This is a genomic window from Nocardia bovistercoris, from assembly GCF_015674855.1.
Taxonomy (GTDB): domain Bacteria; phylum Actinomycetota; class Actinomycetes; order Mycobacteriales; family Mycobacteriaceae; genus Nocardia; species Nocardia bovistercoris.
Map to the genome: position 1 here is coordinate 693,280 of NZ_JADMLG010000002.1, position 25,301 is coordinate 718,580.

General features: G+C 67.7%; 24 protein-coding genes, 1 tRNA gene and 1 pseudogene. 15 read left to right on the plus strand and 11 right to left on the minus strand.

Translation table 11 applies throughout. The features are described 5' to 3' along the window. Positions 1–115: 115 nt before the first annotated feature. The 6 genes and pseudogenes from IT779_RS07200 to IT779_RS07225 form a co-directional block, all read right to left on the minus strand. On the minus strand, positions 116–691 hold the full coding sequence (locus IT779_RS07200; RefSeq protein WP_196148355.1) for a TerD family protein: 576 nt from the start codon (positions 689–691) through the stop codon (positions 116–118). Between the two features lie 500 nt (positions 692–1,191). Then, positions 1,192–1,410 (minus strand): flavodoxin domain-containing protein, encoded by a 219-nt coding sequence (locus IT779_RS38710; protein WP_332838697.1) that lies wholly within the window; start codon positions 1,408–1,410, stop codon positions 1,192–1,194. A 73-nt stretch (positions 1,411–1,483) separates the two neighbouring features. Beyond that, positions 1,484–2,113, minus strand: coding sequence for a MazG family protein (locus IT779_RS07210; RefSeq protein ID WP_232541544.1), 630 nt, complete (start codon positions 2,111–2,113; stop codon positions 1,484–1,486). A 116-nt stretch (positions 2,114–2,229) separates the two neighbouring features. Continuing rightward, complete coding sequence (mfd, locus tag IT779_RS07215) at positions 2,230–5,844, minus strand: transcription-repair coupling factor (RefSeq protein WP_196148357.1); 3,615 nt, start codon at positions 5,842–5,844, stop codon at positions 2,230–2,232. Positions 5,845–5,976: 132 nt separating this feature from the next. Next, positions 5,977–6,625: pseudogene (locus tag IT779_RS07220) on the minus strand (TetR family transcriptional regulator). 185 nt (positions 6,626–6,810) lie between these two features. After that, on the minus strand, positions 6,811–7,425 hold the full coding sequence (locus IT779_RS07225) for a TetR/AcrR family transcriptional regulator (RefSeq protein WP_196148565.1): 615 nt from the start codon (positions 7,423–7,425) through the stop codon (positions 6,811–6,813). A 429-nt stretch (positions 7,426–7,854) separates the two neighbouring features. On the opposite strand from IT779_RS07225, the gene IT779_RS07230 reads away from it, so the two are divergent. From IT779_RS07230 to IT779_RS07255, 6 genes are all read left to right on the plus strand, one after another. Further along, positions 7,855–7,925, plus strand: a tRNA-Gln gene (locus IT779_RS07230). 180 nt (positions 7,926–8,105) lie between these two features. Continuing rightward, positions 8,106–9,605 carry a bifunctional UDP-N-acetylglucosamine diphosphorylase/glucosamine-1-phosphate N-acetyltransferase GlmU gene (gene glmU / locus IT779_RS07235; RefSeq protein WP_196148358.1) on the plus strand — a complete coding sequence of 500 codons (1,500 nt, stop codon included), beginning with the start codon at positions 8,106–8,108 and terminating at the stop codon, positions 9,603–9,605. Continuing rightward, positions 9,605–10,585, plus strand: coding sequence for a ribose-phosphate diphosphokinase (locus tag IT779_RS07240; protein ID WP_196148359.1), 981 nt, complete (start codon positions 9,605–9,607; stop codon positions 10,583–10,585). The genes glmU and IT779_RS07240 overlap by 1 nt, the downstream gene beginning before the upstream one ends. Before the next feature lie 136 nt (positions 10,586–10,721). Beyond that, positions 10,722–11,537, plus strand: a complete 816-nt coding sequence (locus tag IT779_RS07245) for a hypothetical protein (RefSeq protein ID WP_196148360.1) — start codon at positions 10,722–10,724, stop codon at positions 11,535–11,537. Between the two features lie 71 nt (positions 11,538–11,608). Next, the gene (locus IT779_RS07250) at positions 11,609–11,869 is read left to right on the plus strand and encodes a hypothetical protein (RefSeq protein WP_196148361.1); all 261 of its coding nucleotides are present in this window, start codon (positions 11,609–11,611) and stop codon (positions 11,867–11,869) included. Between the two features lie 87 nt (positions 11,870–11,956). Next, on the plus strand, positions 11,957–12,211 hold the full coding sequence (locus tag IT779_RS07255; protein WP_198428217.1) for a hypothetical protein: 255 nt from the start codon (positions 11,957–11,959) through the stop codon (positions 12,209–12,211). Between the two features lie 11 nt (positions 12,212–12,222). On the opposite strand, the gene IT779_RS07260 is transcribed toward IT779_RS07255, so the two are convergent. Next, on the minus strand, positions 12,223–13,869 hold the full coding sequence (locus IT779_RS07260; RefSeq protein WP_196148362.1) for a fatty acyl-AMP ligase: 1,647 nt from the start codon (positions 13,867–13,869) through the stop codon (positions 12,223–12,225). A gap of 397 nt (positions 13,870–14,266) precedes the next feature. On the opposite strand from IT779_RS07260, the gene IT779_RS07265 reads away from it, so the two are divergent. Then, positions 14,267–14,548 (plus strand): RpnC/YadD family protein, encoded by a 282-nt coding sequence (locus tag IT779_RS07265; RefSeq protein ID WP_196148363.1) that lies wholly within the window; start codon positions 14,267–14,269, stop codon positions 14,546–14,548. Between the two features lie 9 nt (positions 14,549–14,557). Here the strand turns inward: IT779_RS07265 and IT779_RS07270 are convergent, their stop codons facing one another. Together IT779_RS07270 and IT779_RS07275 are read right to left on the minus strand one after the other, a co-directional pair. Then, entirely contained in the window at positions 14,558–15,475 is a 918-nt protein-coding gene (locus IT779_RS07270) for a ribonuclease Z (protein ID WP_196148364.1), read from the minus strand. 4 nt (positions 15,476–15,479) lie between these two features. Continuing rightward, positions 15,480–16,658: an aminotransferase class V-fold PLP-dependent enzyme gene (locus IT779_RS07275; RefSeq protein WP_196148365.1), complete on the minus strand. Its 1,179-nt coding sequence runs from the start codon at positions 16,656–16,658 to the stop codon at positions 15,480–15,482. 323 nt (positions 16,659–16,981) lie between these two features. Here IT779_RS07275 and egtA point away from each other — a divergent pair, with 323 nt between their 5' ends. From egtA to IT779_RS07300, 5 genes are all read left to right on the plus strand, one after another. Further along, the gene (gene egtA / locus IT779_RS07280) at positions 16,982–18,256 is read left to right on the plus strand and encodes an ergothioneine biosynthesis glutamate--cysteine ligase EgtA (RefSeq protein WP_196148366.1); all 1,275 of its coding nucleotides are present in this window, start codon (positions 16,982–16,984) and stop codon (positions 18,254–18,256) included. Positions 18,257–18,531: 275 nt separating this feature from the next. After that, positions 18,532–19,869 (plus strand): ergothioneine biosynthesis protein EgtB, encoded by a 1,338-nt coding sequence (gene egtB / locus IT779_RS07285; RefSeq protein WP_196148367.1) that lies wholly within the window; start codon positions 18,532–18,534, stop codon positions 19,867–19,869. Between the two features lie 43 nt (positions 19,870–19,912). Beyond that, complete coding sequence (gene egtC / locus IT779_RS07290; protein WP_196148368.1) at positions 19,913–20,815, plus strand: ergothioneine biosynthesis protein EgtC; 903 nt, start codon at positions 19,913–19,915, stop codon at positions 20,813–20,815. Further along, the gene (gene egtD / locus IT779_RS07295; protein WP_196148369.1) at positions 20,812–21,783 is read left to right on the plus strand and encodes an L-histidine N(alpha)-methyltransferase; all 972 of its coding nucleotides are present in this window, start codon (positions 20,812–20,814) and stop codon (positions 21,781–21,783) included. Before egtC ends, egtD begins: the two co-directional genes overlap by 4 nt. A 135-nt stretch (positions 21,784–21,918) precedes the next feature. Further along, the gene (locus IT779_RS07300) at positions 21,919–22,833 is read left to right on the plus strand and encodes an SMP-30/gluconolactonase/LRE family protein (RefSeq protein ID WP_196148567.1); all 915 of its coding nucleotides are present in this window, start codon (positions 21,919–21,921) and stop codon (positions 22,831–22,833) included. Between the two features lie 19 nt (positions 22,834–22,852). Here the strand turns inward: IT779_RS07300 and IT779_RS07305 are convergent, their stop codons facing one another. Together IT779_RS07305 and IT779_RS07310 are read right to left on the minus strand one after the other, a co-directional pair. Further along, the gene (locus tag IT779_RS07305; RefSeq protein WP_196148370.1) at positions 22,853–23,494 is read right to left on the minus strand and encodes a DUF2461 domain-containing protein; all 642 of its coding nucleotides are present in this window, start codon (positions 23,492–23,494) and stop codon (positions 22,853–22,855) included. 88 nt (positions 23,495–23,582) lie between these two features. Next, positions 23,583–24,191, minus strand: a complete 609-nt coding sequence (locus IT779_RS07310; RefSeq protein WP_332838698.1) for a hypothetical protein — start codon at positions 24,189–24,191, stop codon at positions 23,583–23,585. 193 nt (positions 24,192–24,384) lie between these two features. On the opposite strand from IT779_RS07310, the gene IT779_RS07315 reads away from it, so the two are divergent. Genes IT779_RS07315 through IT779_RS07320 form a run of 3 tightly spaced genes read left to right on the plus strand, consistent with a single transcriptional unit; the run spans position 24,385 to position 25,294 of the window. After that, entirely contained in the window at positions 24,385–24,801 is a 417-nt protein-coding gene (locus IT779_RS07315) for a MarR family winged helix-turn-helix transcriptional regulator (protein ID WP_196148371.1), read from the plus strand. Positions 24,802–24,839: 38 nt separating this feature from the next. Then, complete coding sequence (locus tag IT779_RS38445; RefSeq protein ID WP_269781556.1) at positions 24,840–24,965, plus strand: hypothetical protein; 126 nt, start codon at positions 24,840–24,842, stop codon at positions 24,963–24,965. Further along, on the plus strand, positions 24,962–25,294 hold the full coding sequence (locus IT779_RS07320; protein WP_196148372.1) for a rhodanese-like domain-containing protein: 333 nt from the start codon (positions 24,962–24,964) through the stop codon (positions 25,292–25,294). Before IT779_RS38445 ends, IT779_RS07320 begins: the two co-directional genes overlap by 4 nt. The last annotated feature ends 7 nt before the right edge of the window (positions 25,295–25,301 follow it).

Sequence of the window (25,301 nt, forward strand, 5' to 3'; positions counted from 1 at the left end):
CCCCCACCCCCCCCGGGCCCCCCCGCCCCCCCCCCCGGGGTCACCCCCCCCCCCCCCCCCCCCCCGGCCGGGGGGGGGGCCCCCCCCCCCCCCGCGCCGGGTTCCTGTACTCGTCTCAGATGTGCACGCCATAGTCGCGGGCGATACCCGCGAGACCGGACGCGTAGCCCTGGCCGATGGCGCGGAACTTCCATTCCGGGCCGTGCCGGTACAGCTCGCCGAACACCATCGCGGTCTCGGTCGACGCGTCCTCGGTGAGGTCGTAGCGAGCCAGCTCCGCGCCCGTGACGGCATCTATGACACGGATGTAGGCGTTGCGGATCTGCCCGAACGACTGCCCTCGGGCATCCGCGTCGTGGATCGAGACCGGGAAGAAGATATTGGTGATCGACGGCGGGGTCGCGGCCAGGTCGACGTTGATCGTCTCGTCGTCGCCGTCGCCCTCACCGGTCAGGTTGTCACCGGTGTGCTCGATGGTGCCCTCCGGCGAGCGCAGGTTGTTGTAGAAGATGAAGTGCTGGTCGGACAGCACCTTCTGATTCGCTCCGGTGGCGAGCGCGCTCGCATCGAGGTCGTAGTCGGCCCCGGTAGTGGTGCGCGTGTCCCAGCCGAGCCCCACCGAAACCTTGGTCAGGTTCGGGGCCTGCTTCGACAGCGAAACATTTCCGCCCTTGGCCAGTGTGACGCTCATGATCCCCTTCCGTTCGGCGCGTTCGCGCCGCCTTTCCGCACGATAAATATCGTAGTGGTCCCGATTATTGTTGCGCCGGCTTTCAATTGGTGGAGCACTGTTCGAGAAACCGGCTCATAGTTAATTCTCGGCCCATTCCCGCGAAGTCGCCACCCCGCGCCGCGACGCACGCGGTTCGCTCGCATCCGGTACGGCAAACGGGCGATCCGCCCGCCGGTCCTGTCGCGCCGGGTTCGCCTCGCCTGCCATCTCGTTCACCTCGTGGATCGCCGCGCGCGACGACCGTGCCGAGCGCTACCGCCAGTCTAAGGCGCTGAGGCGCCGCACCGCCCACACGCCGGGGTCGATCCTCAGGTGGTTATCAGGCGCGGACCCGCGCTCGGCGGTGGCGAACGCGCTCACTTCGCGCGCCACATCCCGCACCCGGACCTCGGTGGACGCGTCGCGGCGGGCGCGCACGCCGAACTGGTTCGCCCCGCGCGCGATCAGCTTTCCTGCCGCTATCTCGCCACCGCGATTAGCAGGTGACCCGAATCGCCGAGACCGAATACGGCAAAAGGCAATCCGGTCAGATCGGGCATCCGGCGATCGAGCGCATCGAAGAACGGTTCGGCGCCGGTCGGGAATTCGCCGTCGCCGTAGGTGCAGCGCGATGATGCGCGGAGCGCGCGCGTCGAGATCATCGACATCGAAATCGGACTTGTCGCACACCGACACATCCGAAAAACCGGACAATTCGTCCGCGATGCACTCGGCGGCCGATTCCGCGGTCCCCATACCGGAGAGGCGCGGTCACCGCCAGTGCGTGCGCCAGTCCGTCGCGGCGAGGGGCAGTCGAGCACCGCGCGCGGATTCGGCCGCGTCCTCGGCTTCTCGAATGCGAGCGGCGAAGGTCAGCGTGGCCTTGCGTAGGCGTTCCTCGGCGCTGTCCGCGCCGCCCAACCGGACCACCCGCAGATCGTCGGGCACAAGGTCGTCGGGCAAGCCCGCCTTGGTGGCGCGGGCGACGACCTTCTCGGCCAATGCCAGCGCGGGCTGCGCCACGGCGATGCCGTCCAGGCAGGAACGGCGCGCCTTCTCCGCGGACTTGCGCTGCTCCCACGCCGCCTCCTGGGCGGCGATCTTGTCGGCGACCGACGCGCTCACATCCGCGCCGGAGTCCGACAGATGCGGACTGCGGTGCACGAGCTTGGCGACGAGGGCGGCGGCCACGTCGTCGACGGTGAATTCACCTGCCGCCTCGGCGATCCTGGAGTGGAACAGCACCTGGAGCAACAGGTCGCCGAGTTCCTCCTTGATCGTCGCCGCGTCCTCGTGCTGGATGGCGTCGAGCAGCTCGTAGGTCTCCTCGAGCAGATACGGCCGCAGCGAATCATGAGTCTGGGTGACCTCCCAGCCGCCGAAATTCCACAACCGGTCCATCACATCGACGGCATCGGTCAGACTCGCCGCGAGCACAGCGGTATCCCGACCGCCGACCTCACCACGGTCCGCGCCGCGCACGTCCGGTGTGCGTCCCGACTCACCCGGTGCGCCCATCAGCTCGCGGACACCTCGGTCGCGACGGTCAAATCCACCGCGCCTTGCGCCTTACCGTCGAGGGCGAGCAGCAGATCGGCGACGTACTGCAGCAATCGCACGTCGCGTACGCGATCGGCGCCGACGCTGTCCTGCACACGCGGCAACGGCAGCTGCACCACGCCGCTGGCCGCCTTGTAGCCGGCGCTCGGGTAGATGCGCTTGAGCCGCAGCTGTTTGGAGTCGGGCAGGTTCAGCAGCGGCGAGATCTTCAATGTCGTTCCGGTGACGGCGATCTCGGTGACATCGTATTCGCGGGCGAGCAACCGGAGTTTCGCCACCGACACCAGGCGCCCGACCTCGACGGGCAGCGGGCCGTAGCGGTCAACGAGTTCATCGACCACCGCCGCGAGCGCCGAATCATGCTGTGCCGCCGCGAGTTTGCGATACGCCTCGAGCCGCAGCCGGTCGCTGGCGATGTAGTCGGGCGGGATGTGCGCGTCCACCGGGAGATCGATGCGGACCTCCTTGACCTCCTCGGTGGTGATCGGTTTTCCGTCGGCGGCAGCGCGATACGCCTCCACCGCCTCGCCGACCAGCCGCACATACAAGTCGAACCCGACACCGGCGACGTGCCCGGACTGTTCGGCGCCGAGCACGTTGCCCGCGCCGCGGATCTCCAGGTCCTTCATCGCCACGGCCATGCCGGCGCCGAGATCGGAGTTCTGGGCGATGGTCGCCAGCCGGTCGTAGGCGGTCTCGGTGAGCGGCTTCTCCGGCGGGTAAAGGAAGTAGGCGTATCCGCGTTCCCGACTGCGCCCGACCCGGCCGCGCAGCTGATGCAACTGCGAAAGACCGAGCGCGTCCGCGCGTTCCACGATCAGGGTGTTGGCGTTGGAGATGTCGAGTCCGGTCTCGATGATCGTCGTGCACACCAGCACGTCGAATTCGCGTTGCCAGAAGCCCTGCACGGTCTGCTCCAGCAGGTCCTCGTTCATCTGCCCGTGCGCGACCACCACCCGGGCCTCCGGCACCAGATCGCGAATCCGCTTGGCGGCCTTGTCGATCGAGGACACCCGGTTGTGCACGTAGAACACCTGGCCGTCACGCAGCAGTTCGCGCCGGATGGCCGCGGTGACCTGTTTGTCGTTGTACCCGCCGACATAGGTGAGCACCGGGTGGCGCTCCTCGGGCGGCGTCAGGATGGTCGACATCTCGCGGATGCCTGCCAAACTCATCTCCAGGGTGCGCGGAATCGGGGTCGCCGACATGGTCAGCACGTCCACGTGGGTGCGCAGCGCCTTGATGTGTTCCTTGTGCTCGACGCCGAAGCGCTGTTCCTCGTCCACGATCACCAGCCCGAGGTCCTTCCAGCGCACCCCGGTCTGCAACAGCCGGTGCGTGCCGACCACGATGTCGACCCCGCCCTCGGCCATGCCTTCGAGCACCTGGCGGGAGTCGCCCGGATCGGTGAACCGCGACAGTCCCTTCACGGTGACCGGGAACCCGGCGACCCGCTCGGTGAAGGTCTGCAGATGTTGCTGGGCCAGCAGGGTGGTCGGCACAAGGACAACCACCTGTTTGCCGTCCTGCACCGCCTTGAACGCCGCGCGCACCGCGATCTCGGTCTTGCCGTAACCGACGTCACCGCAGACCACACGGTCCATCGGCACCGCCTTCTCCATATCGGATTTGACCTCGGCGATGGCCGTCATCTGGTCGACGGTCTCGGTGAACGCGAACGCGTCCTCCATCTCCTGCTGCCACGGCGTGTCCGCTCCGAAGGCGTGCCCCGGCGCCGCCTGGCGCGCCGCGTACAGCTGCACCAGTTCACCGGCGATCTCACGAACCGCCTTGCGCGCCTTACGTTTCGTATTCGCCCAGTCCGAGCCGCCGAGCTTCGACAAACTCGGCATCTCGCCGCCGACGTAGCGGGAGAGCTGATCCAGCGACTCCATCGGCACGAACAGCCTGTCCCCCGGCTGCCCGCGTTTACCCGGCGCGTATTCGATGACCAGGTACTCCCGGCGCGCGCCGCCGACGGTGCGTTCGATCATCTCGACGAACTTGCCGATGCCGTGCTGATCGTGCACGACCATGTCGCCCGCGTGCAATGCCAGCGGGTCGACCTGATTGCGGCGTTTGGCGGGCAGCCGCTTGCCCTCGGCGGGCGCGGTGACCCGGTTTCCGGTGAGATCGGATTCCGCGACCACCACGAGTCCGGCGTCGTCGAAGACGAGTCCGTCGTGCAGCGACCCGCACAGGACCCCGACCACACCCGACTCCGGTTCCGCACCCGCCGCCAGCGTGCCCGCGGGCACTTCGGCGTCGGCGAGCCGTTCGAGAATGCGCTGCGCGGTGCCGTGACCGGCCACGACGACCACAGCGCGGCCGCCGGTGGCGACATGCGCGCGCAGCGAGGCGAAGATCGTCGCCACCAGCTCGTCGGACCCGCGCGCCGTCGGACCCGCCTGCACCGGCAATACGACTTCGGCGGGATCACCCGAGGTCAGCGGACTCAACGTCCACCACGGCAACCCGAGCCGGTCGGCGCTCTCGTGGATCTCGGACAGCCCGCGATATCCGGAAGCGGCCAGGTCGAGCCCGTGCCCGCCGAGCGGTGCGGCGCCACCGAAGGACGCGGCCGTCCACGACGCCTCGAGGAACTCCTCACCCGTGCGCACCAGGTCGGCGGCCCGAGTACGGATCTTCTCCGGATCACACAGCAGCAGATGCGCCCCGTGCGGCAGCACCTCGGTCAACAGGCACAGCTCACCCGGTTGCAGGACGGGCAGCAAAGCCTCCATCCCGTCCACCGGAATCCCCTCGGCGAGTTTCTCCAACATCTCCACCAACGCCGCGTCGGCGGCGTTGTCGGCGGCCACCGCGGCGGCCCGATCCCGCACCGCCGCCGTGAGCAGCAACTCCCGACACGGCGGCGCGACCACCACATCCACCGCGACATCGGTGAGCGACCGCTGATCCGCGACCCCGAACGGCCGCACCTCGCTGATCTCGTCCCCCCAGAACTCCACCCGCACCGGATGGTCGGCCGTCGGCGGAAAGAGATCGAGGATCCCGCCCCGCACCGCGAACTCCCCGCGCTTACCGACCATGTCGACCCGCGTATACGCGAATTCCACCAGCCGCGTGAGCAATTCGTCGAAGTCGAACTCCGCCCCCACCCGCAACACGATCGGCGCGATGTCCCCGAGGCCCGCCGCCATGGGCTGCATCAACGACCGAACGGTGGTCACCACCACCCGCAACGGCTCGGCGAAGACGGGGTCCTCAGGATGGGCCAACCGCCGCAAAACCTCGAGCCTGCGCCCCACCGTATCCGCACCCGGTGACAACCGCTCATGCGGCAACGTCTCCCACGACGGGAACTGAGCAACCCCCCCACCCACCATCTCGGTGAGCTCGACCACAAGATCGTCGGCCTCTCGCCCCGTGGCGGTGACCACAACCAACGGCTGCCGCCCCGCCACCGTCGCGGCGACGAACGCCCGCGCGGCCGAAGGCGCCACCAACTCGACCGACGACTTCCCCACCAACTCGGCGACAGTCCGCAAGCCGACGTCGGCGCAGGCCACCGCGGCCAGCCCGGCGAGAGGTGGACGGTGCGATGACATCGAAGACTCCTGCACTCAGGCGATGGTTGACAGCAAATCGAGTCTAAACACCGCCCTCACCCCACCTGGAGCCACCACCGCCACACCACCGAGGGTCACCTCACGAGCCCCGGCCAGACCACACCGCCATCCCTACGGCACATACCTCCGCAGCCGCCTCGCCGCGAATTCCCGAAAGTACGAAAGCTTCTCACCAGGCACAATCGACGGCAACAAAAAGTACCAAGCCCGCTCCATCCGAGTAGCCATCTGATCGATCGACTCGGTCCCCACCGCCACGATGTGCACTCCGGCGGTGATCTCCTGCAGCAAAGTCCCGATCGTCTCGGGCTCGAGCTCCGCGTCGAGATCCCCCTGCGCGATGGCCCGCTCGGCGAGCAACCGATAGGTGTCCCCCCCAGTTCTTGGCGATATTGTCGCCCTGGGCCCCACGGTAGTCGCCGATCTGATGCGTGAGCTTGAGCATCGCCCCGACCATCGGATCGTTCATGGATAGGTCCGCGACCACGTACGTGATCCCGATGCACGCCTCGAGCGCGGGCACTCGCGGGTCGAAGAACCCTTGGCACGAGCCGACGAGGCGTTCGTTGCCTTGGTCGACCACGGCGCGGGCGAGTTCTTCTTTCGACCCGAAGTGAAAGTACAAGGCGCCCTTGGTCACGTTCGACTGCGCGATGATCTCGCTCAGGCTCGCATTCGCATATCCCAAACGCAGAAAGACATCGGCAGCGCCCGCGAGGACGGAATCGCGCGTGATCTCCGCGCGCGCTTGCCTAGCCATCAGATCCGCCTGTCATTTCTTGAACCCAGCCATCCTGAAGTAGACCGACATCCCGAAGTAAGACCGACATACCGCCCGAACAGCACCCAGAGGATGCGTGAACGGTACCATCCGGTGGTCGTGCGTTAACCAATTCGAGCATTCGGCCGGGCCTCCATCGCAATTCGCTGGTTAACAAACTCGAGTCATTCGCTCGCGGCCGTCGGCCACTCCGAGCTCAGCTGCGGGTCCGCTTCGAGGTTGCTCAACCCGTTCCAGCACAGGTTCACCAAATGGGCTGCCACAACCTCTTTGGGCGGCGTGCGCACATCCAACCACCAGGTAGCCGCGGTGGACACCATGCCGACCAGGCCTTGTGCGTAAAGCGTGGCGAGGCTGGTGTCGAAGTCGCGGCGTTCGAAGTCGCCCGCCAGGATGTGCGCGACCTGGTTGACGGCCTCGTTGAGCAGGCTCGAGTAGCGCCCGTCGTCGGTTGCGGCGGGCTGGTCGCGCACCAGGATTCGGAATCCGTCGGTGCGTTCCTCGATGTAGGTCAGCAACGCGAGCGCGACTCGTTCGAGGCGCACTCTTGACCGGTTCTGCGTCAGCGAGGAGGTGATCATATCCAGCAGCATCGACATCTCGCGGTCGACCACCACCGCGTAGAGCCCTTCCTTGCCCCCGAAGTGTTCGTACACCACGGGTTTGGAGACTTGGGCGCGTTGGGCGATCTCTTCGATGGATGTGGCTTCGTAGCCGCGTTCGGCGAACAGTGCGCGACCGATCTCGATGAGTTGCTGGCGGCGCTGGGTGCCGGTCATCCTCGGCCGCGCCGGGCCTGCGCCGCGACGCGGTTTGTCGCCGGTCGGCAGTGTCTTGTCGCCGGTCGGCGACGGGTCGGCGTCGGATCGGTTGCGTGCCGCTCCCGGCGAGTTACGCATGTGCCTTCGGGGTCGACTGTGCTTCGAGGAAGTGTGGTGCGCGCATACTGTGCCTCCCTGCCCGGACGGTACGTTCGCGACAACTGTTCCAGACAGCTTCCGGCCGCGCCGCGCCGGCCCGTCGACTCACCGAATGCGCCAATCGATCTCGGCGGCGGCGCGCCTGTCGCGGGTCGGCCGCGCGGCGTGTGTGCGACGGCGGAATTCCGCCGGTGGGCGTGCTAGCTCGACGTGGAGCCCGGTCTCGTGCGAGGATTCATCCCGTGCCGTGGGCACAGCGGTGGATCATGCGATTCGCCGGTGTGACGATCCGCCGTAGTGTAATGGCAGCACCTCTGATTTTGGTTCAGATAGTTCAGGTTCGAGTCCTGGCGGCGGAGCACAGCGGCACGATGGCCTATCGTTGGCCGCGCACATCGCTGATCCACAGCACGGCGCCGTGGACTCGGCGCGCTGTGATCCAGTACAAGCGTGACCCAGTACGAAGCTGTGACTCAGTACGAAGTCGCCGAACGAACACGAAGCCGCCAACCACGATGTCAGGCAGCCGAGGGAGATCCATGCCACAGCAGACCGCCGTCGTCGTTCTCGCCGCCGGAGCCGGGACGCGAATGCGGTCGAAGACCCCGAAGGTGCTGCATTCGCTGGCCGGACGGAGCATGCTCGCGCACGCACTGCACGCGGCGAACGAGATCGACCCTTCGTATCTCATCACCGTCGTCGGGCACGACCGCGCACAAGTCGGCGCCGCGGTGAGCGCGGTGGCCGCCGATCTGGGGCGTGAGATCGTCCCCGCGTTGCAGGAGAAACAGCTCGGCACCGGCCACGCCGTGCAGTGCGCCCTGCGTTCGCTGCCGGAGGATTTCACCGGCGATCTGCTGGTCACCTCCGCCGACGTGCCGTTGCTCGACGGCCACACCCTGAGCGCGTTGCTCGATGAGCACCGCAGCTATTCCGAGCGGTCCGCGGTGACCGTGCTGACCTTCGTCCCCGACGACGCGAACGGGTACGGGCGCATCGTGCGCGATGCCGACGGCGGTGTCGCCGCGATCGTCGAACATGCCGACGCCACCCCGGAGCAGGCCGCGATCACCGAGGTGAATTCCGGTGTGTACGCGTTCGACGCACGGGTGCTGCGCGCCATGATCGGCCGGTTGTCGACCGCGAACGCCCAGCACGAGCTGTATCTGACCGATGTGCTGCGGCTGGCGCGGGAGGCGGGGCATCCCGTGCACGGCGCGCGCCTGGTCGACGCGGCGAAGGTCACCGGCGTCAACGACCGGGTACAGCTGTCCCAGGCGACCCGCACCCTCAATCGCTACATTCTCGAGCGGCACATGCGCGCGGGAGTGACGGTGATCGATCCGGCGAGCACCTGGGTGGACGCGGGCGTGCAGATCGGCCGCGACGCGGTGCTTCGTCCCGGTGTGCAACTGCTCGGCACCACGGTCGTCGGCGAGGACGCCGAGGTCGGTCCGGATTGCACACTCACCGACGTGATGGTCGGCGACGGCGCGAAGGTGGTGCGCACGCACGGCGAGGGCGCGTCGATCGGCCCCGGCGCGACCATCGGCCCCTACTCCTACCTGCGGCCGGGGACCGTGGTCGGCGAATCCGGCAAGCTCGGCGCCTTCGTCGAGACCAAGAACGCCTCCATCGGCGCGCACTCGAAGGTGCCGCATCTCACGTATGTCGGCGACGCCACCATCGGGGAGCACAGCAACATCGGCGCGTCCAGCGTTTTCGTCAACTACGACGGGGTACGCAAACATCACACGGTGGTCGGTTCACATGTGCGCACCGGAAGCGACACCATGTTCGTCGCGCCGGTGACCGTGGGTGACGGAGCGTACACGGCAGCGGGTACTGTACTGCGGAGAAGCGTTCCACCTGGAGCACTGGCGGTGTCCGGCGGACCGCAGAAGAACATCGAAGGCTGGGTACAGCGCAATCGTCCCGACACGGACGCGGCGCGTGCCGCTGCGGCCGCGACGGCAGTGACGCCCGCGGTCGACGACAATTCGGTTCGGGTAACAGAGCAAAAGGATGGCAAACAGTAGTGACCGCGTCATGGATCGACAACCAGAAGAACCTGATGCTCTTCTCGGGACGCGCTCATCCTGAGCTGGCCGAACAGGTCGCCAAGGAACTCGACGTCCACGTCACTCCGCAGGTCGCGCGCGAATTCGCCAACGGGGAGATCTTCGTTCGCTTCGAGGAGTCGGTGCGCGGCTCCGACGCCTTCGTCCTGCAGAGTTTCCCCGCGCCGCTGAACCAGTGGCTCATGGAACAGCTGATCATGATCGACGCGCTCAAGCGCGGTTCGGCCAAGCGGATCACCGCGGTCCTACCGTTCTACCCCTACGCGCGCCAGGACAAGAAGCACCGCGGGCGCGAGCCCATCTCGGCCCGCCTGGTCGCCGACCTGCTCAAGACCGCGGGCGCCGACCGCATCATCACCGTCGACCTGCACACCGATCAGATCCAGGGCTTCTTCGACGGACCGGTCGACCACATGCACGCGCAGTTGCAGCTCGCCGAGTACATCCGCACCAATTACAGCCTCGACAACATCACCGTGGTGTCCCCCGACGCCGGTCGCGTGCGCGTCGCGGAGAAGTGGGCGGATTCGCTCGGCGGCTCGCCGCTGGCGTTCATCCACAAGACGCGCGACCCGCTGGTCCCGAATCAGATCAAGGCCAACCGCGTGGTCGGCGAGGTCGAGGGCCGCACCTGCATCCTGATCGACGACATGATCGACACCGGCGGCACCATCGCGGGCGCGGTCAACGTGCTGAAGGCCGCGGGCGCCGGTGACGTGGTCATCGCCGCGACGCACGGCGTGCTCAGCGATCCGGCCGCCGAACGCCTCACGGCAAGCGGCGCCAAGGAGGTCGTGGTCACCAACACCCTGCCGCTGACCGAGGAGAAGAAGTTCCCGCAGCTCACGGTGCTTTCGATCGCGCCGCTGCTGGCTCGCACGATTCGCGAGGTCTTCGAGAACGGGTCCGTGACGGGTCTGTTCAACGGCAACGCCTGATATTTCGGCACAGCGCGCAGTCGGCTCGGACGCAGGTCCGGGCCGTCGGCGTGTCCGCCCCGGTCGACGGTCGTTTTCGCGGTCTTCCGCACGGCCGACGTAGCCGTATCGGGGATTTCTGGGAGGGGAGCACGATATGAGCACACCGAAGGACGACTGGCGTCCGAGTCTGGAGAAGGCGGACGCCGTCGATCCGGCGCGTGTCGAGGCGACGCGGGTTCATCAGCCCGGTGAGTCGGGGTGGGACGCGGTCCCGAACACGTGGGGAAGTCAGCCGGAACCGCAGGACGTGGTGGCGGAGACCACGGCCTTCCGTCCGTCGGGATCCGACTCGCCGCACTACACACCGCCCGGTGGGTATCCGGCCGCGGGGCCGACGAGTCATCCCGCCTATCCACAGGCGGGGGGATATCCACAATCACCGGCGTACGGGCAGCCGATGCCGGGATACGGGCCGCAGTCGGGGCCGATTCCTCCACAGCCCGCGCCGGGATATCCACAGCCGTATCCGCAACCGACGGCGTATCCCCAGCCGAGCCCTTATCCACAGGCGGGCCCTTATCCACAGGCGGGCCCTTATCCACAGGCGGGCAACTATCCCCAGCCCGGCCCTTATCCCCAAGCGAATCCCTATCCGCAACCGGCCTATCAACAGCCGTACGGACCACCACCGTATGCGCCGTACGGACCGCAGTCGGTGACACAGACCCAGACCTGGTCGATCGTGTCGTTCGTCTGCATCGGGTTGACGGTCGTCGGCGCGGTGGCCTTCTGCTTCCTGCCCTGCCTCATCACCGGACCGGCGGGCATCGTCCTCGGTTTCGTCGGCCATTCCAAGGGCGAACCGCTCGGGAAATGGGCGGCGATCGCGAACGGTGTGGTCCTGCTCGTCATGATCTTGTTGGTCGTGCTGGTGATCGGCATCGCCGGATTCGGCAGCAGCCTGTCCTAGATCGGGCGATTCCGTGCCGCCGAGCGGTGGCGATCCCCGACACCGGCCCGCTCGAGGGGAATACTCGAATCATGGACCGTGAACCGCTCGATATGGACATGGGGGACGACGAACAGGCCGACGAGATCCGCGAATACGAGAGCACCATCGAGGATCCGCCCAGTGACCTGCGCATTCGATATCACGAGAACGACGATGACGGCAGGCTCGGCATCGAAGAGGAACTCCGTCAGGAATGGACGCCACGCGCCAAGCGGGATGAGGACGCCGCGCAGGACGACCGACCCGCGGAGGCGGCCGCCATCGAAATCACCGACGATCCCGACCGGTAGCGGCGCGACTCGAGTAGCAGGCAGGCCACGGACGAGCGTGTACCCGACTCGAGATGGACGGTGTTCCCGAACCGACAGGAAGGCGCGATGACGACACCTCCGTATCCCGGCGATATCCCGCCCTCCCGACCGCCCGACCCGCCGACCCTGAGCATCGTCGCGTTCGTGTGCGCGGCACTGGCCCTGCTGCTGTGCCCGATACTGTTCGGGCCCGCCGGGATCGTCTTCGGCTACCTCGCCAACAACAAGGGTGAGAAGTACGGCAAATGGGCGGCGCTGGCGTCGGCGGTCGGCCTGATCCTCGGACTCGCGCTCAGTCTGGCCGTCTACAACCGGACCTGAAACGGCCCCGGTCAGGCCACGTGCACGGCGGTGGCCGCGCGCCGGAGTTTGCCCGACGAGGTCTTCGGCAGCGCGCCGGGCCCGAGCACGGCGACGGTGCGCGGACGCACGCCGACCTCGGCGAACACCTGGTGCACGATCTCGCGCTCGATGCGCTTGACCGCGTCCGGGTCGCGGTGTTCGTTGGATTCGACCACGACCGCGAAACTCTCCCGCTTCTGTCCGGCGTCCAGGCGGACCGCCACCGCGTTGCCCGGCCGCACACCCGCCACGCGCACGGCGGCCCGCTCGACATCGGTCGGATAGATATTGCGCCCGCCCATGATGATGACGTCCTTCTTGCGGCCGCAGACCACGACGAGACCCGCTTCGGTGAAGTAGCCGATATCGCCGGTGTCGAGCCAGCCGTCGGCGTCGAGAGCGTTATCGAACCCGTCGACGGTGACATAGCCCGCGGTGACCGCGGGACCGCGCAATTCGATCACTCCCACCGACCGGATCGGCAACGGCTGCCGCTCCGCGTCGACCACCCGACCCTCCAGGTTGTCGACCAGATGACCCAAGGTCGGCAGTCTGCGCACGGTGGCGTGATGGTTGTGGTCGTCGGTGACGGGAACGGCCTTCCCGATCGCCTCGAGCAGTTCGGCGTCGACCGCGTCGATCACCTGACCGAGGCCGGGATCCGGGATGGAAACCGCCAAGGTGGTCTCGGCCATGCCGTAGACCGGGGTGAGGGCGGCGGCGTCGAGTCCGAACCGCCGACCCGCCGCGCCGAGTCGGTCCATGGTGTCCGGGTCCACCGGTTCCGCGCCGTTCCACATGTAGCGGACGCTGCTCAGGTCGAATGCGCCGTCCGGCGCCTGTTCGAGCCGCCGGGCCAGCAGCGAGTAGGCAAAATTCGGTGCGGCGGTGACGGTTCCGCGATACTTGCCGATCAGCTCGGCCCACAGCAGCGGCCTGGTCAGGAAGTCGATCGGGGTCACGCACACCACCTCGGCACCCAATTGCATAGGGACACTCAGGAATCCGACCATGCCCATATCGTGGAACAGCGGCAGCCAGCTGATCATCACGTCCTGGTCCAGCTGGAATTTCACCCGGTCGAACATGGCGTAGGCGTTGACCCAGAAGTTCTCGTGCGTGATCCGCACCGCCTTCGGCGATCCCGTCGAGCCCGAAGTGAGTTGCTGCAGAGCGATATCGGATTCGACGGTTGGCACCGGGTCGATCTCGGGACCGTCCCCGAGCAGGTCGATGCGCACGACGGTGATCCCGCGCTCGCGCAACAGCGGTTCGGCGGCCTCGAACGGCGCGCCGAGCACGACCGCCCGCGCGTCGATCATGCGCAGCACGGTCTCGGTGTCACGCGCCCACACCACGAGATCGGTGCGCGGCGTCGGCTGATGCAGCATGGTGATCGAGCCCCCGCGCATCCAGATGGCCTGGCAGGCGGGGGCGATATCGGCGGGCATCCCCGCCAGCACGCCCACCGCGTCACCGTGCCCGATCCCCGCTTCGACGAGTCCGCCCGCCATGCGCCTGGCCAGCGTGTGGATCTCACCCCAGCTCCGGCGCACGGGCGCACCGGGTTCACCGGTGACCAGACCCCGCGTGGTGGACCGCGCCGTCGCGTACATCTCGTCGGTGAACCTACTCACGTTCCACTCCTCTACCGCTAACCCCGCGCCGGGACCCGCTCACCGTCCCGACCTGTATCAATAATCCCGCTGATCAGGCCCGGTGTTAACCACCGCAAACGATTGAAGTCGAAACCACGACGGACCCCTCCGCGAATCCCGCCACGCCCCCGCCGGCAATTTCCAACGAAAACTTCTGTGTTGCAACCATTCCCATAGAGTGAGACCACACATTCCAGTTCGGAGATATCACTCCAACTCACACCCACCATTTCAATTGGGTATCGAAATATATTGTTCCAGAACATATTTCATCTTCGCCGCCATCAAGGCCATCGGTGGCGGAAGGGCGACGCTGTACCATGACATCGTCTTCTCGAGGCTGCCCCACGCAACTCGACAAACTTGGGAGGCACTTATGACCGCCGGACTCCAGGGCTACGAATACCAGACCGAATTCGCCCGGAGGTACCACTCCGAGGGCAAAGCCGAAGGCAAAGCCGAGGGGCGACTCGAAGGAAGAGTCGAAGGCAGGCTCGAAGCAGGAATCGAGATCGTGCTCATGCTGCTCGCCGCGAACGGCATCGAAATCACTCCCGCCGGCCGGCGACGAATCACCGATTGCACCGACATCGAGCAGATCGAGAGCTGGGCGATCCGCGCCGGAACTATCGGACGCATCGAGGAACTGTTCGACTGACAGGGATGGTCACAGGCGGGGTGGGAGTGGGATTCTGGCCAGGTCCTCGGCTATGACTATCTCGCCCGAGAAGTGGCGGGCGGCTTCGGTGCGGTGGCCGTCGAGGGTGCGGTAGCGCTGGGAGAAGTGGGTCAGGACGAGGGTTCGGGCTCCGGCCTTGGCGGCTGCTCGGGCGGCTTGGGCGGCGGTGAGGTGGCCGTGTTCGGCGGCCAGGTCGGACTCGTCGTCGAGGAAGGTGGCTTCGATGACGAGCATGTCGACGCCCGCGGCCAGTTCGTGGACGCCGTCGCAGAGCCGGGTGTCCATGACGAAGGCCATGCTCTGGCCCGGGCGGGGTTCGCCGACTTCGCCGAGGGTGACGGTGCGGCCTTCGTGCTCGATTCGGCCCGAGCGCTGCAATTCACCGACGGCGGGGCCGCGTAAACCCAACGCGCGCAGGCGTTCCGGGTTCAGGCGGAAGCCATCGGGTTCGGTGACGCGGTAACCGTACGCGTCCACCGGGTGCGAGAGACGCACCGCGGTGAGGCCGAAGGGCGCGCCGGGGGCTTGCAGGGGGCCGGGGGCGGCGATGGGGTGTGCGCGCATCTCGACCGTGCGGTGGTAGGCGGTGGCGTTGCAGAGCCGCTGGTAGTAGATCTCCCCGGACGCGGGGTAGTACACGTCCACCGGGTGCGGCACGCGGTCGAGGTTGATGCGCTGCACGATGCCGGGCAGCCCGAGGCAGTGGTCGCCGTGGAAGTGGGTGAGCGCGATCCGGGTGATGTCGGTGGCCGAGACACCGGCGTAGGTCATCTGCCGCTGGGTGCCTTCGCCCGGATCGAACAGGATGCCTTCGTTGCCCCACCGCAGCAGGTAACCGTTGTGGTTGCGGAGTTTCGTCGGCACCTGGCTCGCGGTGCCGAGAACCACCAGTTCACGCTGTGACATGCCGCTACAGCGCCGCGAGGGCGGCGACGAACCGGTCGAGTTCGTCGTATCCGACGAAGCAGTGCGGTGAGGCGCGGACCACGGAGGTGAGTCCGCGCGCGGTCATGTCGAGCAGGGTCGAGCTCGCGTGGCTCACGGTGACGGTGATGTCCTGTTCGGCGAGCCGGTCGCGCACCGCGACGGAGTCGACGCCGTCGACGGTGAAGGACACGATCCCGCTGTGGCGGATGCCTAGGTCACGCACCGTGACCCCGGAGATCTGCGGCAGCGTTTTACGCAGGTGTTCGGCGCGGGCGGCGATGGCCGCGTACACGTTCTCGGGGCCGAGGTCGAGCAGGTAGCGCACGGCGGCGCCGAGTCCGAGCCGGGCCGCGACGTCGCATTCCCAGAATTCGAAGCGGGTGGCGTCGGGAGCGAGCCGATAGCGGTCCGGCGCGTCCCAGACACCGCTGTGCAGGTCAAGTCGCTGCGGTTCCATCGCGGCGGCGAGTTCGGGGCGCACGTACAGGAATCCGGTGCCGCGCGGCCCGCGCAGCCACTTGCGCCCGGTGACCGACAGCGCGTCCACGTCGAGCTCGGCGACATCGAGCGGTATCTGCCCGGCCGACTGGCAGGCGTCGAGCAGGACCAGCGCGCCGACCGAATGCGCGATCACGGTGGCCTCGGCGGCCGGGTTGACCAGTCCGCCGTTGGTCGGCGCGTGCAGTACCGAGACCAACTTGACGCGTTCGTCGACCATCGCGGCCAGCGCGTCGGTGTCGAGTTGCCCGCTGCCGTCGCTGGGAATCTTCTCCACGGTGGCGCCGACCGCGCGAGCCCGCTGCAGCGCGGCGATGGCGTTGCTGGCGTAGTCGGCCTCGGAGATGAGAACGCGGTCGCCCTCGGCCAGCGGAACCGAGTAGAAGAAATCGCTCCACGACCGGCTTGCGCTGTCGCTGAGCGCGATACTGCTCGCGGGTGCGTTGATCAGCGCGCCGATGGCGGTCTTGATCGCGGCGAGGTCGTCGAGCCGTTCATTCGCGGCGCGATAACCGCCGACCTCTGCTTCCCGGCGCAGGTGGCCGACGACCGTATCGAGGACCACGCGGGGCGGCAGCGACGAGCCGGCGCTGTCGAGAAAGACCAGACCCGAATCGGCGTCGTAACCAGGGGTGTCGGCCCGTACGCGCGTCACGTCAAGCATGGATCCGACCCTAGCCTGTTCCATGGCGGAGCACCTCGAGGCGGGCGCGGTCACGGCCCTGGTTCGCTTCTCCGGCGGTTTTTGTCGGTCCCCCTCGCTAGGCTGGATTGGCCGGTGTGTGTCGCACCGTGCACCCGGACGACAACGCACCAGCAAACAACGGCGAACCAGCAACAGAACGACAGCGCGAAGGACGATCACCGAGTGCTCGGAGCACATCCGGCCGTTCGAACCCGACGGTACGACCCACTCGGTACGAGTATTCGGAGTCGGTGTTTTCCGGACCACCCGTCCGGCGGCACCGGACCACGGTGGAGGTTGGCATGGCGGTCACACTCGAACATCCGGAATCGGCAGGCGCGGCCCCACCCTCGGAACAACTGTCCTCGCGCGCCGCGGCCGAAGCCTATGTGGGCGGTGTTTGTTTCAAACTGGGACCACCCGCGCTGATCGGCGCGGAAATAGAATGGCTCACGGTCTACGGTGAGCATTCCGCGCCGGGCGATCCACGCCCAGGATCGGCCGCCCTGGCCGCGGCACTCGGACCGTACGCGCCGCGGTCCATCGCCGTCGACTCGCCCGAGTTGTCCCTGCCGGGTGGCAGCCGGGTCACCATGGAACCCGGCGGCCAGATCGAACTCTCCAGTGCACCGTTCCCCTCCGCCGCCGAGCTCTGCGAGCGGCTCGCCGAGGACACGCGCCTCCTGCGTGACCTGCTCGGCGCCCGATCCATCCGCATGATCTCCGCGTCCGCGGATACCGCGCGCCCTCCCGAGCGCGTGCTGCCACTGCCCCGCTACCGCGCGATGGAGAAATCCTTCGACGGTATCGGCCCCTTCGGCAGGTTGATGATGTGCAATACCGCCGCGACGCAGGTCAGCGTGGACGCGGGCGCCGATGCCGCGCAGGTGGCCGCCCGCTGGCGCGCGGCGCACGTCTTCGGTCCTGCGCTGGTGGCCGCGTTCGCGTGCTCGCCCGTCCTGTTCGGCGCCCCCGCAGGGGAGTGGGCTTCGCAGCGGATGCGAACGTGGTTGCGCCTGGACAACGCCCGCGCCCGACCACCCGCCGAGGACTGGGACGATCCGGTCTCCGCCTATGCCCGCTGGGCGCTGGACGTGCCACTACTGTGCGTGCGTCGCGCCGAGTCCGTCGCCGACTGGACGCCGCCGCCGTGCGCCACCTTCGCCGACTGGCTCGCGGGCGCACTCGACGACGAGGTCGGCCGCCGTCCCGCCGTCGCCGACCTCGACTATCACCTCACCACCCTCTTCCCGCCGATCCGCGCCTCCGGCCACTTGGAGATCCGCTATCTGGACGCGCAACCCGCCGACGTGTGGGCCGTTCCGATCCACGCCGTCGACGCTCTGTTGTCGAGCCCGCGAGTCGCGGCGGAGGCCACCGCGCTCGCCGCGCCGCTGACCGGCCGGTGGGTGGAAGCCGCGCGACACGGACTCGCCGACCCGCAGATCCGTGCCATCGCCTCGGATCTGCTCGCGCTGGCAGCCGCAAACGCCCCGACAGACTCCGCTCGGACCGAACTCGACGCCGCCGCGAACCGATGCCTGGCCGGTCGGACCCCCACCGGAGAACCGACATGACCCGCGGCTCGACACGACCGCAAACCGCCCCCCGGCTGGTCGCACCCCGCCCGGCAACCGAGATGACCCGCACTCGGCACCACCGCGAACCATCGCCGGAGCTGGTCGCATCCCGCCGGGTCATCGACCTGCTCCACGCTCGGCACCGCGACGAACCGTCCCTGGCCGGTCGCACCCCACCGGGAACAGACATGACCCGCCGCTGATCCGCACCCCCGACACCGACCGCTCTTCACGGAACGATTCATTTCGAACGACGCTCGGAGACACCTCTCGTGACAATCAGTCCAGCCACCGACCACACCGAAGTGGAACGACTACGCGGGCACATCGCCACCGTGCTCACCAGGGCACGCGCCCGCACCACCGCCCTGACCGACGCGGTGGACGAAGCCGATCTTGTGGCTCAGCATTCGCGGTTGATGAGCCCGCTCGTCTGGGATCTCGCGCACATCGGCAATCAGGAAGAATTGTGGCTGGTCCGCGACGTGGGCGGCCGCGAACCGGTGCGCGCCGATATCGATGAACTCTACGACGCATTCAAACACGCCCGCGCGAACCGGCCCGCGCTGCCGCTGCTCGACCCGAACCAGGCCCGCGACTATGTCGGCGTCGTCCGCGACAAGGTGTGGGATGTGCTCGACCGCAGCATATTACGAGGAAGCCCGCTGCTCGACGGCGGTTTCGCCTTCGGCATGATCGCCCAGCACGAACAGCAGCACGACGAGACCATGCTCGCCACCCATCAACTGCGTTCCGGGCCCGCGGTACTGACCGCGCCCGCACCGCCCGCCTCCGGTACGCCCGTCGGCGGAGAAGTACTCATCCCCGCGGGCGAGTTCACGATGGGCACCTCGACCGACCCGTGGGCGCTGGACAACGAGCGGCCCGCGCACCCGGTTCGATTGCCCGCGTTCGTGATCGACGCGACCCCGGTCACCAACGAGCAGTACGCGGCCTTCATCGCCGACGGCGGCTACCACCGCCGTGACCTGTGGTCCGAGCGCGGCTGGGCGCATCGCACGGAATCCGAGCTGACGGCGCCGCAGTTCTGGGAGTCCGATCCGGCCGGGAACTGGTGGCGGCGCATCTTCGGTGTGATGACACCCTTACGTCCCCATCAGCCGGTGGTGCACGTGTGCTGGTTCGAGGCCGAGGCATACGCCGCCTGGGCGGGTAAGCGGCTGCCCAGCGAGGCGGAGTGGGAGAAGGCCGCCCGTTTCGACCCGACCACCGGCGTCTCCCGCCGCTACCCGTGGGGCGACGCCGAACCCGAAGCCGACACCGCGAATCTGGGGCAACGCCATCTGGAACCCGCCGATGTCGGCGCCTATCCGAAGGGTGCGTCGCCCGCGGGCGTGCATCAGCTCATCGGCGACGTGTGGGAGTGGACGTCATCCGGGTTCGAGGCGTATCCCGGTTTCCGCCCCTTCCCCTACCCCGAATACTCCGACGTGTTCTTCGGCGGCGACTACCGGGTGCTGCGCGGCGGTAGTTTCGGCACCGACCCGGTCGCCTGCCGCGGCACGTTCCGCAACTGGGATCATCCGATCCGGCGGCAGATCTTCGCCGGATTCCGACTGGCGCGTGATCCGCGTCCCGAGGAACTGTGATGCGCGGTCACCGGCCGGTACTCGGGTCGGGGCGGATGCGCTGATGTGCCGACATCTGGGGTACGTCGGTCCTCGGGTCCGGGTCGGCGACATGCTCACCCTCGGCGCGCATTCGCTGCGCACGCAGGCGTGGGCGCCGCGCGACATGCGACGCGGCGGCACCATCAACGCCGACGGTTTCGGCGTGGCGTGGTGGCGCGAGGACGACGAGGGCGCGATCACCGTGAGCCGCTACCGGAATCCGGCCCCGATCTGGACCGATCCCGCGGTAGAGGAGGTACTGCCGCAACTGGAGTCGTGGGCCGTGCTCGGCGCGGTGCGCTCGGCCACGGTCGGCATGCCGGTGCAGCTCTCGGCGTGCGCACCGTTCACCCACGGCCGGTGGGCGTTCAGCCACAACGGCGTCGTGCCGGACTGGCGCACCGCACTCACCACCGTGGCATCCGAATTCTCCTCGACCGCGAACGAACTCGGCGCGGGCGCGCTGTTCGACGCGTCCCGGCTGCTCGAAGCCGAGGCCGCGACCGACTCGGCGACGCTCTGGGTGCTGCTGCGCGGACTGCTCGCCACCGACCAACCCGACGGCGACTGGTCGGCAGCGCCCGCCGCGCTGCGCCTGCTGATGGCCGCCGTCCTCGCGCAGGCGCCGAAGGCACGGCTGAACCTGCTGCTCGGCGACGGCGCGCAACTGTGGGCGACCACATGGGACCACGCGCTGTCGGCCTTGGTCACCGACACCTTCGCGATCCTCTGTTCCGAACCCTTCGACGACGATCCGCGCTGGCAGTCCGTTCCCGACCGCAGTCTGGTGACCGCGCGCCCGAATCATCTTCTCGTCGAACCACTGCTTCCCGTCGACCCGCCGCCTCCCGGCAAACCGCCGCTGCCCGGCAAACCGCCGCTGCCCGGCAAAACACTGTCCGATCCCGAAAGGCTTGTGCAATGACCGCACCGACCGTGGAGATCCACCTATCCGACGCCGACCTGACCACCGCGCTGCGTTCCGACGCCACCCGAGGCCTCACCGCGGACCCGAAATGGTTGCCGCCGAAGTGGTTCTACGACGCGCGCGGCAGCGAATTGTTCGAGCGGATCACCGAACTCCCCGAGTACTACCCGACCCGCACCGAGCGTGCGCTGCTGGAGCGGGTGGTCGGCGAGATCGCCCGCGACGCGCGCGCCGAGGTGCTGGTGGAACTCGGCGCGGGTTCGGCCGCGAAGACCCGACTGCTGCTGTCCGCGTTGACCGCCGACGGACCGCTGAAAACCTATGTCCCGCAGGATGTCTCCGCGACCGCCCTGCGCGAGGCGGCGGACCGGGTTGCCGCGGAGTTCCCCACGCTCGGCGTGCACGGCGTGGTCAGCGATTTCACCGATACCCTACAGAACCTGCCGCGTGGCGGACGCCGCATGATCGCCTTCCTCGGCGGGACCATCGGCAATCTGGTCCCGGCCGAACGCGCGGAATTCCTGGCGGGCATCCGCGATGTGCTCGAACCCGGCGAACAGTTGCTGATCGGTGCGGGCCTGGTGATCGCCCCGGAAATACTGGTGCCCGCCTACGACGACGCGGCGGGTGTCACCGCCGAGTTCAACCGGAATGTGCTGCATGTGTTGAACGCTCGCCTCGACGCCGATTTCGAGCCGGAGAAATTCGAGCACATCGCGCGCTGGGACACCGAACACGAGTGGATCGAGATGCGTCTGGCCGCGACCGAGGACATGGCGGTCCGGGTGCGGGAACTGGACCTGACGGTGCGATTCGATCGAGGCGAACAGATCCTCACCGAGATCTCCGCCAAATTCCACGTCGATGGTCTGCGCGCCGAACTGGCCGCCGCCGGATTCGAGACCGAGCGGGTGTGGACCGATCCCGACGACCGGTTCGCGCTGGTGCTGGCGGCACGGACCTGAGGCAGGGCCGCAGCGGAATTCGTCACCCGCACCGGTCGGGACGCGCCGCGCGAACAGCGTGGCGGCCGATCGGTGTGCCCGCCGACCCGACCGTATGCCCTACATCCGACGGCCCTGTCGTAAGTTGATGAGGTGATGAAGGTTGGCAGGCGATTTCGCGGACTGTTCCTGACGGCGGCGATCGGCGTCGGTATCGCGGTCGCGCCGACGGCGACGGCGGAACCTGCGCCGGGCTGCTCGGGCTGGCAGGTCGATACCGTGGCATCGGACCTGGAAGAGTTGGAGAACCTCGAACCCGACGGCCAGGGCGGTTTCTACCTGTCCGGCAGGTCGCGTGTCTACCACATCGACGCCGCCGGGGAGGTCACCACGGTCCTCGAGAACCTGCGCTTTCCGCGCGGCCTGCAATTGGTCGGCACCGACCTGTACGTGGTCACCGGAAGCGACGGCGCACTGTCGCGCTACGACACCGGCACCGGTGAACTGACCTACCTCGCGACGATGACCGTCCCCAACGGCCTGCTGCGGCTACCAGACGGCGACTTCCTCACCACTTGGATCGGCACCGACTTCGGCGTGCCGCACACCGGTGTGACCAGGTACCGGCACGAGACCGGCGCCGTCGAAACGAAATGGTCGCCGATTCCGCGTTCGGAAGGGCTGGCGCTCAGCCTCGACCGACAGTCCGTCTACACCGACGACCTCTTCACCGGCCAGGTCATCAACATTCCTCTCGCCACCCCCGACCGTTGGACCGTCGTCGCCACGGTTCCCGGCCTGTTCCCCGGGCTCGACGATCTGACCATCACGAACTCCGGAGAGCTCTACGTCGCCGCGCACGTGGAGGGCGCGATCCACCGGGTCGACCCCGTCACCGGAGCCACCTGCCGCATCGCCTCGGGACTCTCCTCCGGCTGGACCGGTCCGAGTTCGGTCCGCATCGGCCCCGACGGCGCGGGTTTCGCCCTGTACGTCACCGTTTTCGACGGCACCCTGCGCCGCCTGCGCCCGCCTCCCGGCACCGACCTCACCCCCGTCCACACGGCCTGAGGCACTTTTTCCGCCGCGTTCAGCCGGTGATCGCGACCACCGCTGTCAGCCAGTCGATGAACGGCCGCATGGTTTCCCACGTCTTGCGCACTTCTTTCGCGGTGCGCGCGGTCGGCAGCCAGTCGGGGGCGCCGAGTTCCTTGCGGGCGGTGATGGACTTGTGCCGGAGCAAGTCGATGCGTGGATGGTCGGCCTCGTAGCCCTTCGGTTTCGTCTTCAATTTCTCCCCGCCGATCTCGAATCCCGACTTGCCGAGTTTCGCGAGGATCGCCATCAGCTCCGCGCCGCGCACGTCGTCATCGATGGCGGCTCGCAACTGCGCCACCTGCGCGGGGGTACCCGAATAGAATCCCCCGCCGACGAACAATCCCGCCGCGCTGATCTGCACATACCAGCCCGTGCCAGGCGCCGTGCTCACCACCGCGCCCTGTGCCGTCTTGTACGGGGCCTTGTCCTTGGAGAACCGCACGTCACGATAGGGGCGGAAGATCTTGGCGGCGCCGAACTCCGCCTCGAGTTCCGCCGTCAACGCCACCATCGGCGCCTTCACGGCCTCCTCGTAGACATCCTTGCGCGCCGTCCAGAACGTCTTCGAGTTGTCGGCCTCCAAGTCCTCGTAGAAGTCCAGTCCCGCCAGCGGGAACCCGGTGAATCCGCTCATGCGTCGAACCTACGCCGAACCTCCGACATCCCGCGCGACCACGCGCCCTACCTGAAGCACACGGCGTCGCCCCCGTGGTGTCCGCGAATCAAGCGACCTGCTCGATCCACGGGTGTCCCGGATGCACCCGCGTCAACCACTCCGCCAATCGCGCACGCCGGTCCGAATTCAGCGCGGGCAGCACCCGCCGAAAATCCTCCGAATCCTTGTCGCGCAATGCTTTCGCCTTGAACAACAGCGCGACCTCGGGGCACGAATACGGTATGCCGTCCTCGGTCCGCAAAATCAATTCCGAATAGGGCAGCGTGACAGCGGAATCCCGCCTACACACCCACCGATCCCCGTGCCGCGGTTCCCGGAACACATCGACGCGATAGAGCCCCGACTCCGGTTCCCGCAACCACGTCTGATGATGCTCCCCCGCTTCCTCCGGCCAGGCCCAGACCCGCCCATCCCCGACGACTTCCCACTCCCATCCGGCGAATACCGACTCGATCTCCCGGAAGTCCTCTCGCGCAACCCCGATCTCGAGATCCGAATGCGCCCGCGCCCCGCCTCCGGTGAACAGATCCAACGCCCACCCCGCCGCCACATACCAACTCACCCCGACCCCGGCCATCCGTTCCGCGAACTCACCGGGAGTCCAAGCTGCCCAGAGTTTGTCGGCCTCTTCCGCCGACATGACCCGTCCCGCCACGCCACCCTCCTCGACCGATGCACCAAGTCCCCGAACGAACCTCTACATCGAGTACACCAACGAACCCACTGTGACTGTCCCATTTCGACCGAACCATGACGTTCGATACACCCGCCAACCGGGCAATCGATGTCCCGCGTACCCGCGAATCCAGACAGCGGGGAGGCCCACATTCGGCGGGTAACCTGCCCTCATGTCCGAACCGCCGCCCTTCAGCCCGACGATCATGCTGCTGACGGTGAGCCGAGTGTGGGACGCCGCGTTGACCGACGCTTTGAAGCCGCTCGGCCTGACCACCCGGAAGTACGGGTTGCTGGGACACATCAGGGGGAATCCGGGCATCTCGTTCAGTGAGCTCGGTCGGCGTTCGCGCATCACCGCGCAGAGCGCGCACACCGCGGTCGCGGCCCTCGCGGCGGCGGGACTGGTCGATGACGGCACCGCACACGCCGGGGCCGCTTCGACGCTGCGGGTGACAGCGGCGGGCAACGCGCTGCTGGACCGGGCAGCCGAGGCCGTGGTTCGCCTCGACGCCGAGTTCGCGGCGCAGCATCCCGAGTTGCGCGAGGCGTTGCGCACGCTCATGGATCGAGTGATGCCGGGCTCATGACGGCGGCATCCGACTAACCTTCAGTTAAACTGAAGGTTATGGAATCCCTGTTGCTGTCCGTCCACGTCGTGGCGGGCATCCTCTTCGTCGGCCCGGTCGCGGTCGCCACCAGCCTCTTCCCTCGATACGCGCCGGTGACAGCGAGAGAGGCGCGAATCGCATGAGCCTGCGGCACTACTTGAAGAGACCACCGGCCGTCGGCGCCGCGGAGGCGATCGGGTTGGTCGCGAAGGGCGCGCTCGTCGTGGATGTGCGGCGCGAATTCGAATGGAATCGTGTGCATATTCCGGTGGCCGTGCACCTGCCGCTGGAGAATCTGCTCGAACGCTGCGCGGAACTGCCCGACGACCGGCTGCTCATCACCTTCTGCACCGGCGGCCTGCGCTCGGCGGGCGCGGCGAATCTGCTGGTGGAGAATGGTTTCGAAGCCGTGAACATGAGCGGCGGCCTGATCCAGTGGCGAGCCGCGGGCGGGGCGCTCACCGCGCGCTGAAGAGCAC

Bases quoted from the DNA above. Each gene is read 5' to 3' on its own strand.
- IT779_RS07200 (WP_196148355.1), bottom strand. From the start codon at position 691: ATGAGCGTCACACTGGCCAAGGGCGGAAATGTTTCGCTGTCGAAGCAG.
- mfd (WP_196148357.1), bottom strand. From the start codon at position 5,844: ATGTCATCGCACCGTCCACCTCTCGCCGGGCTGGCCGCGGTGGCCTGC.
- IT779_RS07270 (WP_196148364.1), bottom strand. From the start codon at position 15,475: ATGTCACAGCGTGAACTGGTGGTTCTCGGCACCGCGAGCCAGGTGCCG.
- glmU (WP_196148358.1), top strand. From the start codon at position 8,106: ATGCCACAGCAGACCGCCGTCGTCGTTCTCGCCGCCGGAGCCGGGACG.
- IT779_RS38710 (WP_332838697.1), bottom strand. From the start codon at position 1,410: ATGTGTCGGTGTGCGACAAGTCCGATTTCGATGTCGATGATCTCGACG.
- IT779_RS07275 (WP_196148365.1), bottom strand. From the start codon at position 16,658: ATGCTTGACGTGACGCGCGTACGGGCCGACACCCCTGGTTACGACGCC.
- IT779_RS07315 (WP_196148371.1), top strand. From the start codon at position 24,385: ATGTCCGAACCGCCGCCCTTCAGCCCGACGATCATGCTGCTGACGGTG.
- IT779_RS07225 (WP_196148565.1), bottom strand. From the start codon at position 7,425: ATGACCGGCACCCAGCGCCGCCAGCAACTCATCGAGATCGGTCGCGCA.
- egtC (WP_196148368.1), top strand. From the start codon at position 19,913: ATGTGCCGACATCTGGGGTACGTCGGTCCTCGGGTCCGGGTCGGCGAC.
- egtA (WP_196148366.1), top strand. From the start codon at position 16,982: ATGGCGGTCACACTCGAACATCCGGAATCGGCAGGCGCGGCCCCACCC.
- IT779_RS07300 (WP_196148567.1), top strand. From the start codon at position 21,919: ATGAAGGTTGGCAGGCGATTTCGCGGACTGTTCCTGACGGCGGCGATC.
- IT779_RS07210 (WP_232541544.1), bottom strand. From the start codon at position 2,113: ATGGACCGGTTGTGGAATTTCGGCGGCTGGGAGGTCACCCAGACTCAT.
- IT779_RS07305 (WP_196148370.1), bottom strand. From the start codon at position 23,494: ATGAGCGGATTCACCGGGTTCCCGCTGGCGGGACTGGACTTCTACGAG.
- egtD (WP_196148369.1), top strand. From the start codon at position 20,812: ATGACCGCACCGACCGTGGAGATCCACCTATCCGACGCCGACCTGACC.
- IT779_RS07255 (WP_198428217.1), top strand. From the start codon at position 11,957: ATGACGACACCTCCGTATCCCGGCGATATCCCGCCCTCCCGACCGCCC.
- IT779_RS07250 (WP_196148361.1), top strand. From the start codon at position 11,609: ATGGACCGTGAACCGCTCGATATGGACATGGGGGACGACGAACAGGCC.
- IT779_RS07265 (WP_196148363.1), top strand. From the start codon at position 14,267: ATGACCGCCGGACTCCAGGGCTACGAATACCAGACCGAATTCGCCCGG.
- IT779_RS38445 (WP_269781556.1), top strand. From the start codon at position 24,840: ATGGAATCCCTGTTGCTGTCCGTCCACGTCGTGGCGGGCATCCTCTTC.
- IT779_RS07245 (WP_196148360.1), top strand. From the start codon at position 10,722: ATGAGCACACCGAAGGACGACTGGCGTCCGAGTCTGGAGAAGGCGGAC.
- IT779_RS07320 (WP_196148372.1), top strand. From the start codon at position 24,962: ATGAGCCTGCGGCACTACTTGAAGAGACCACCGGCCGTCGGCGCCGCG.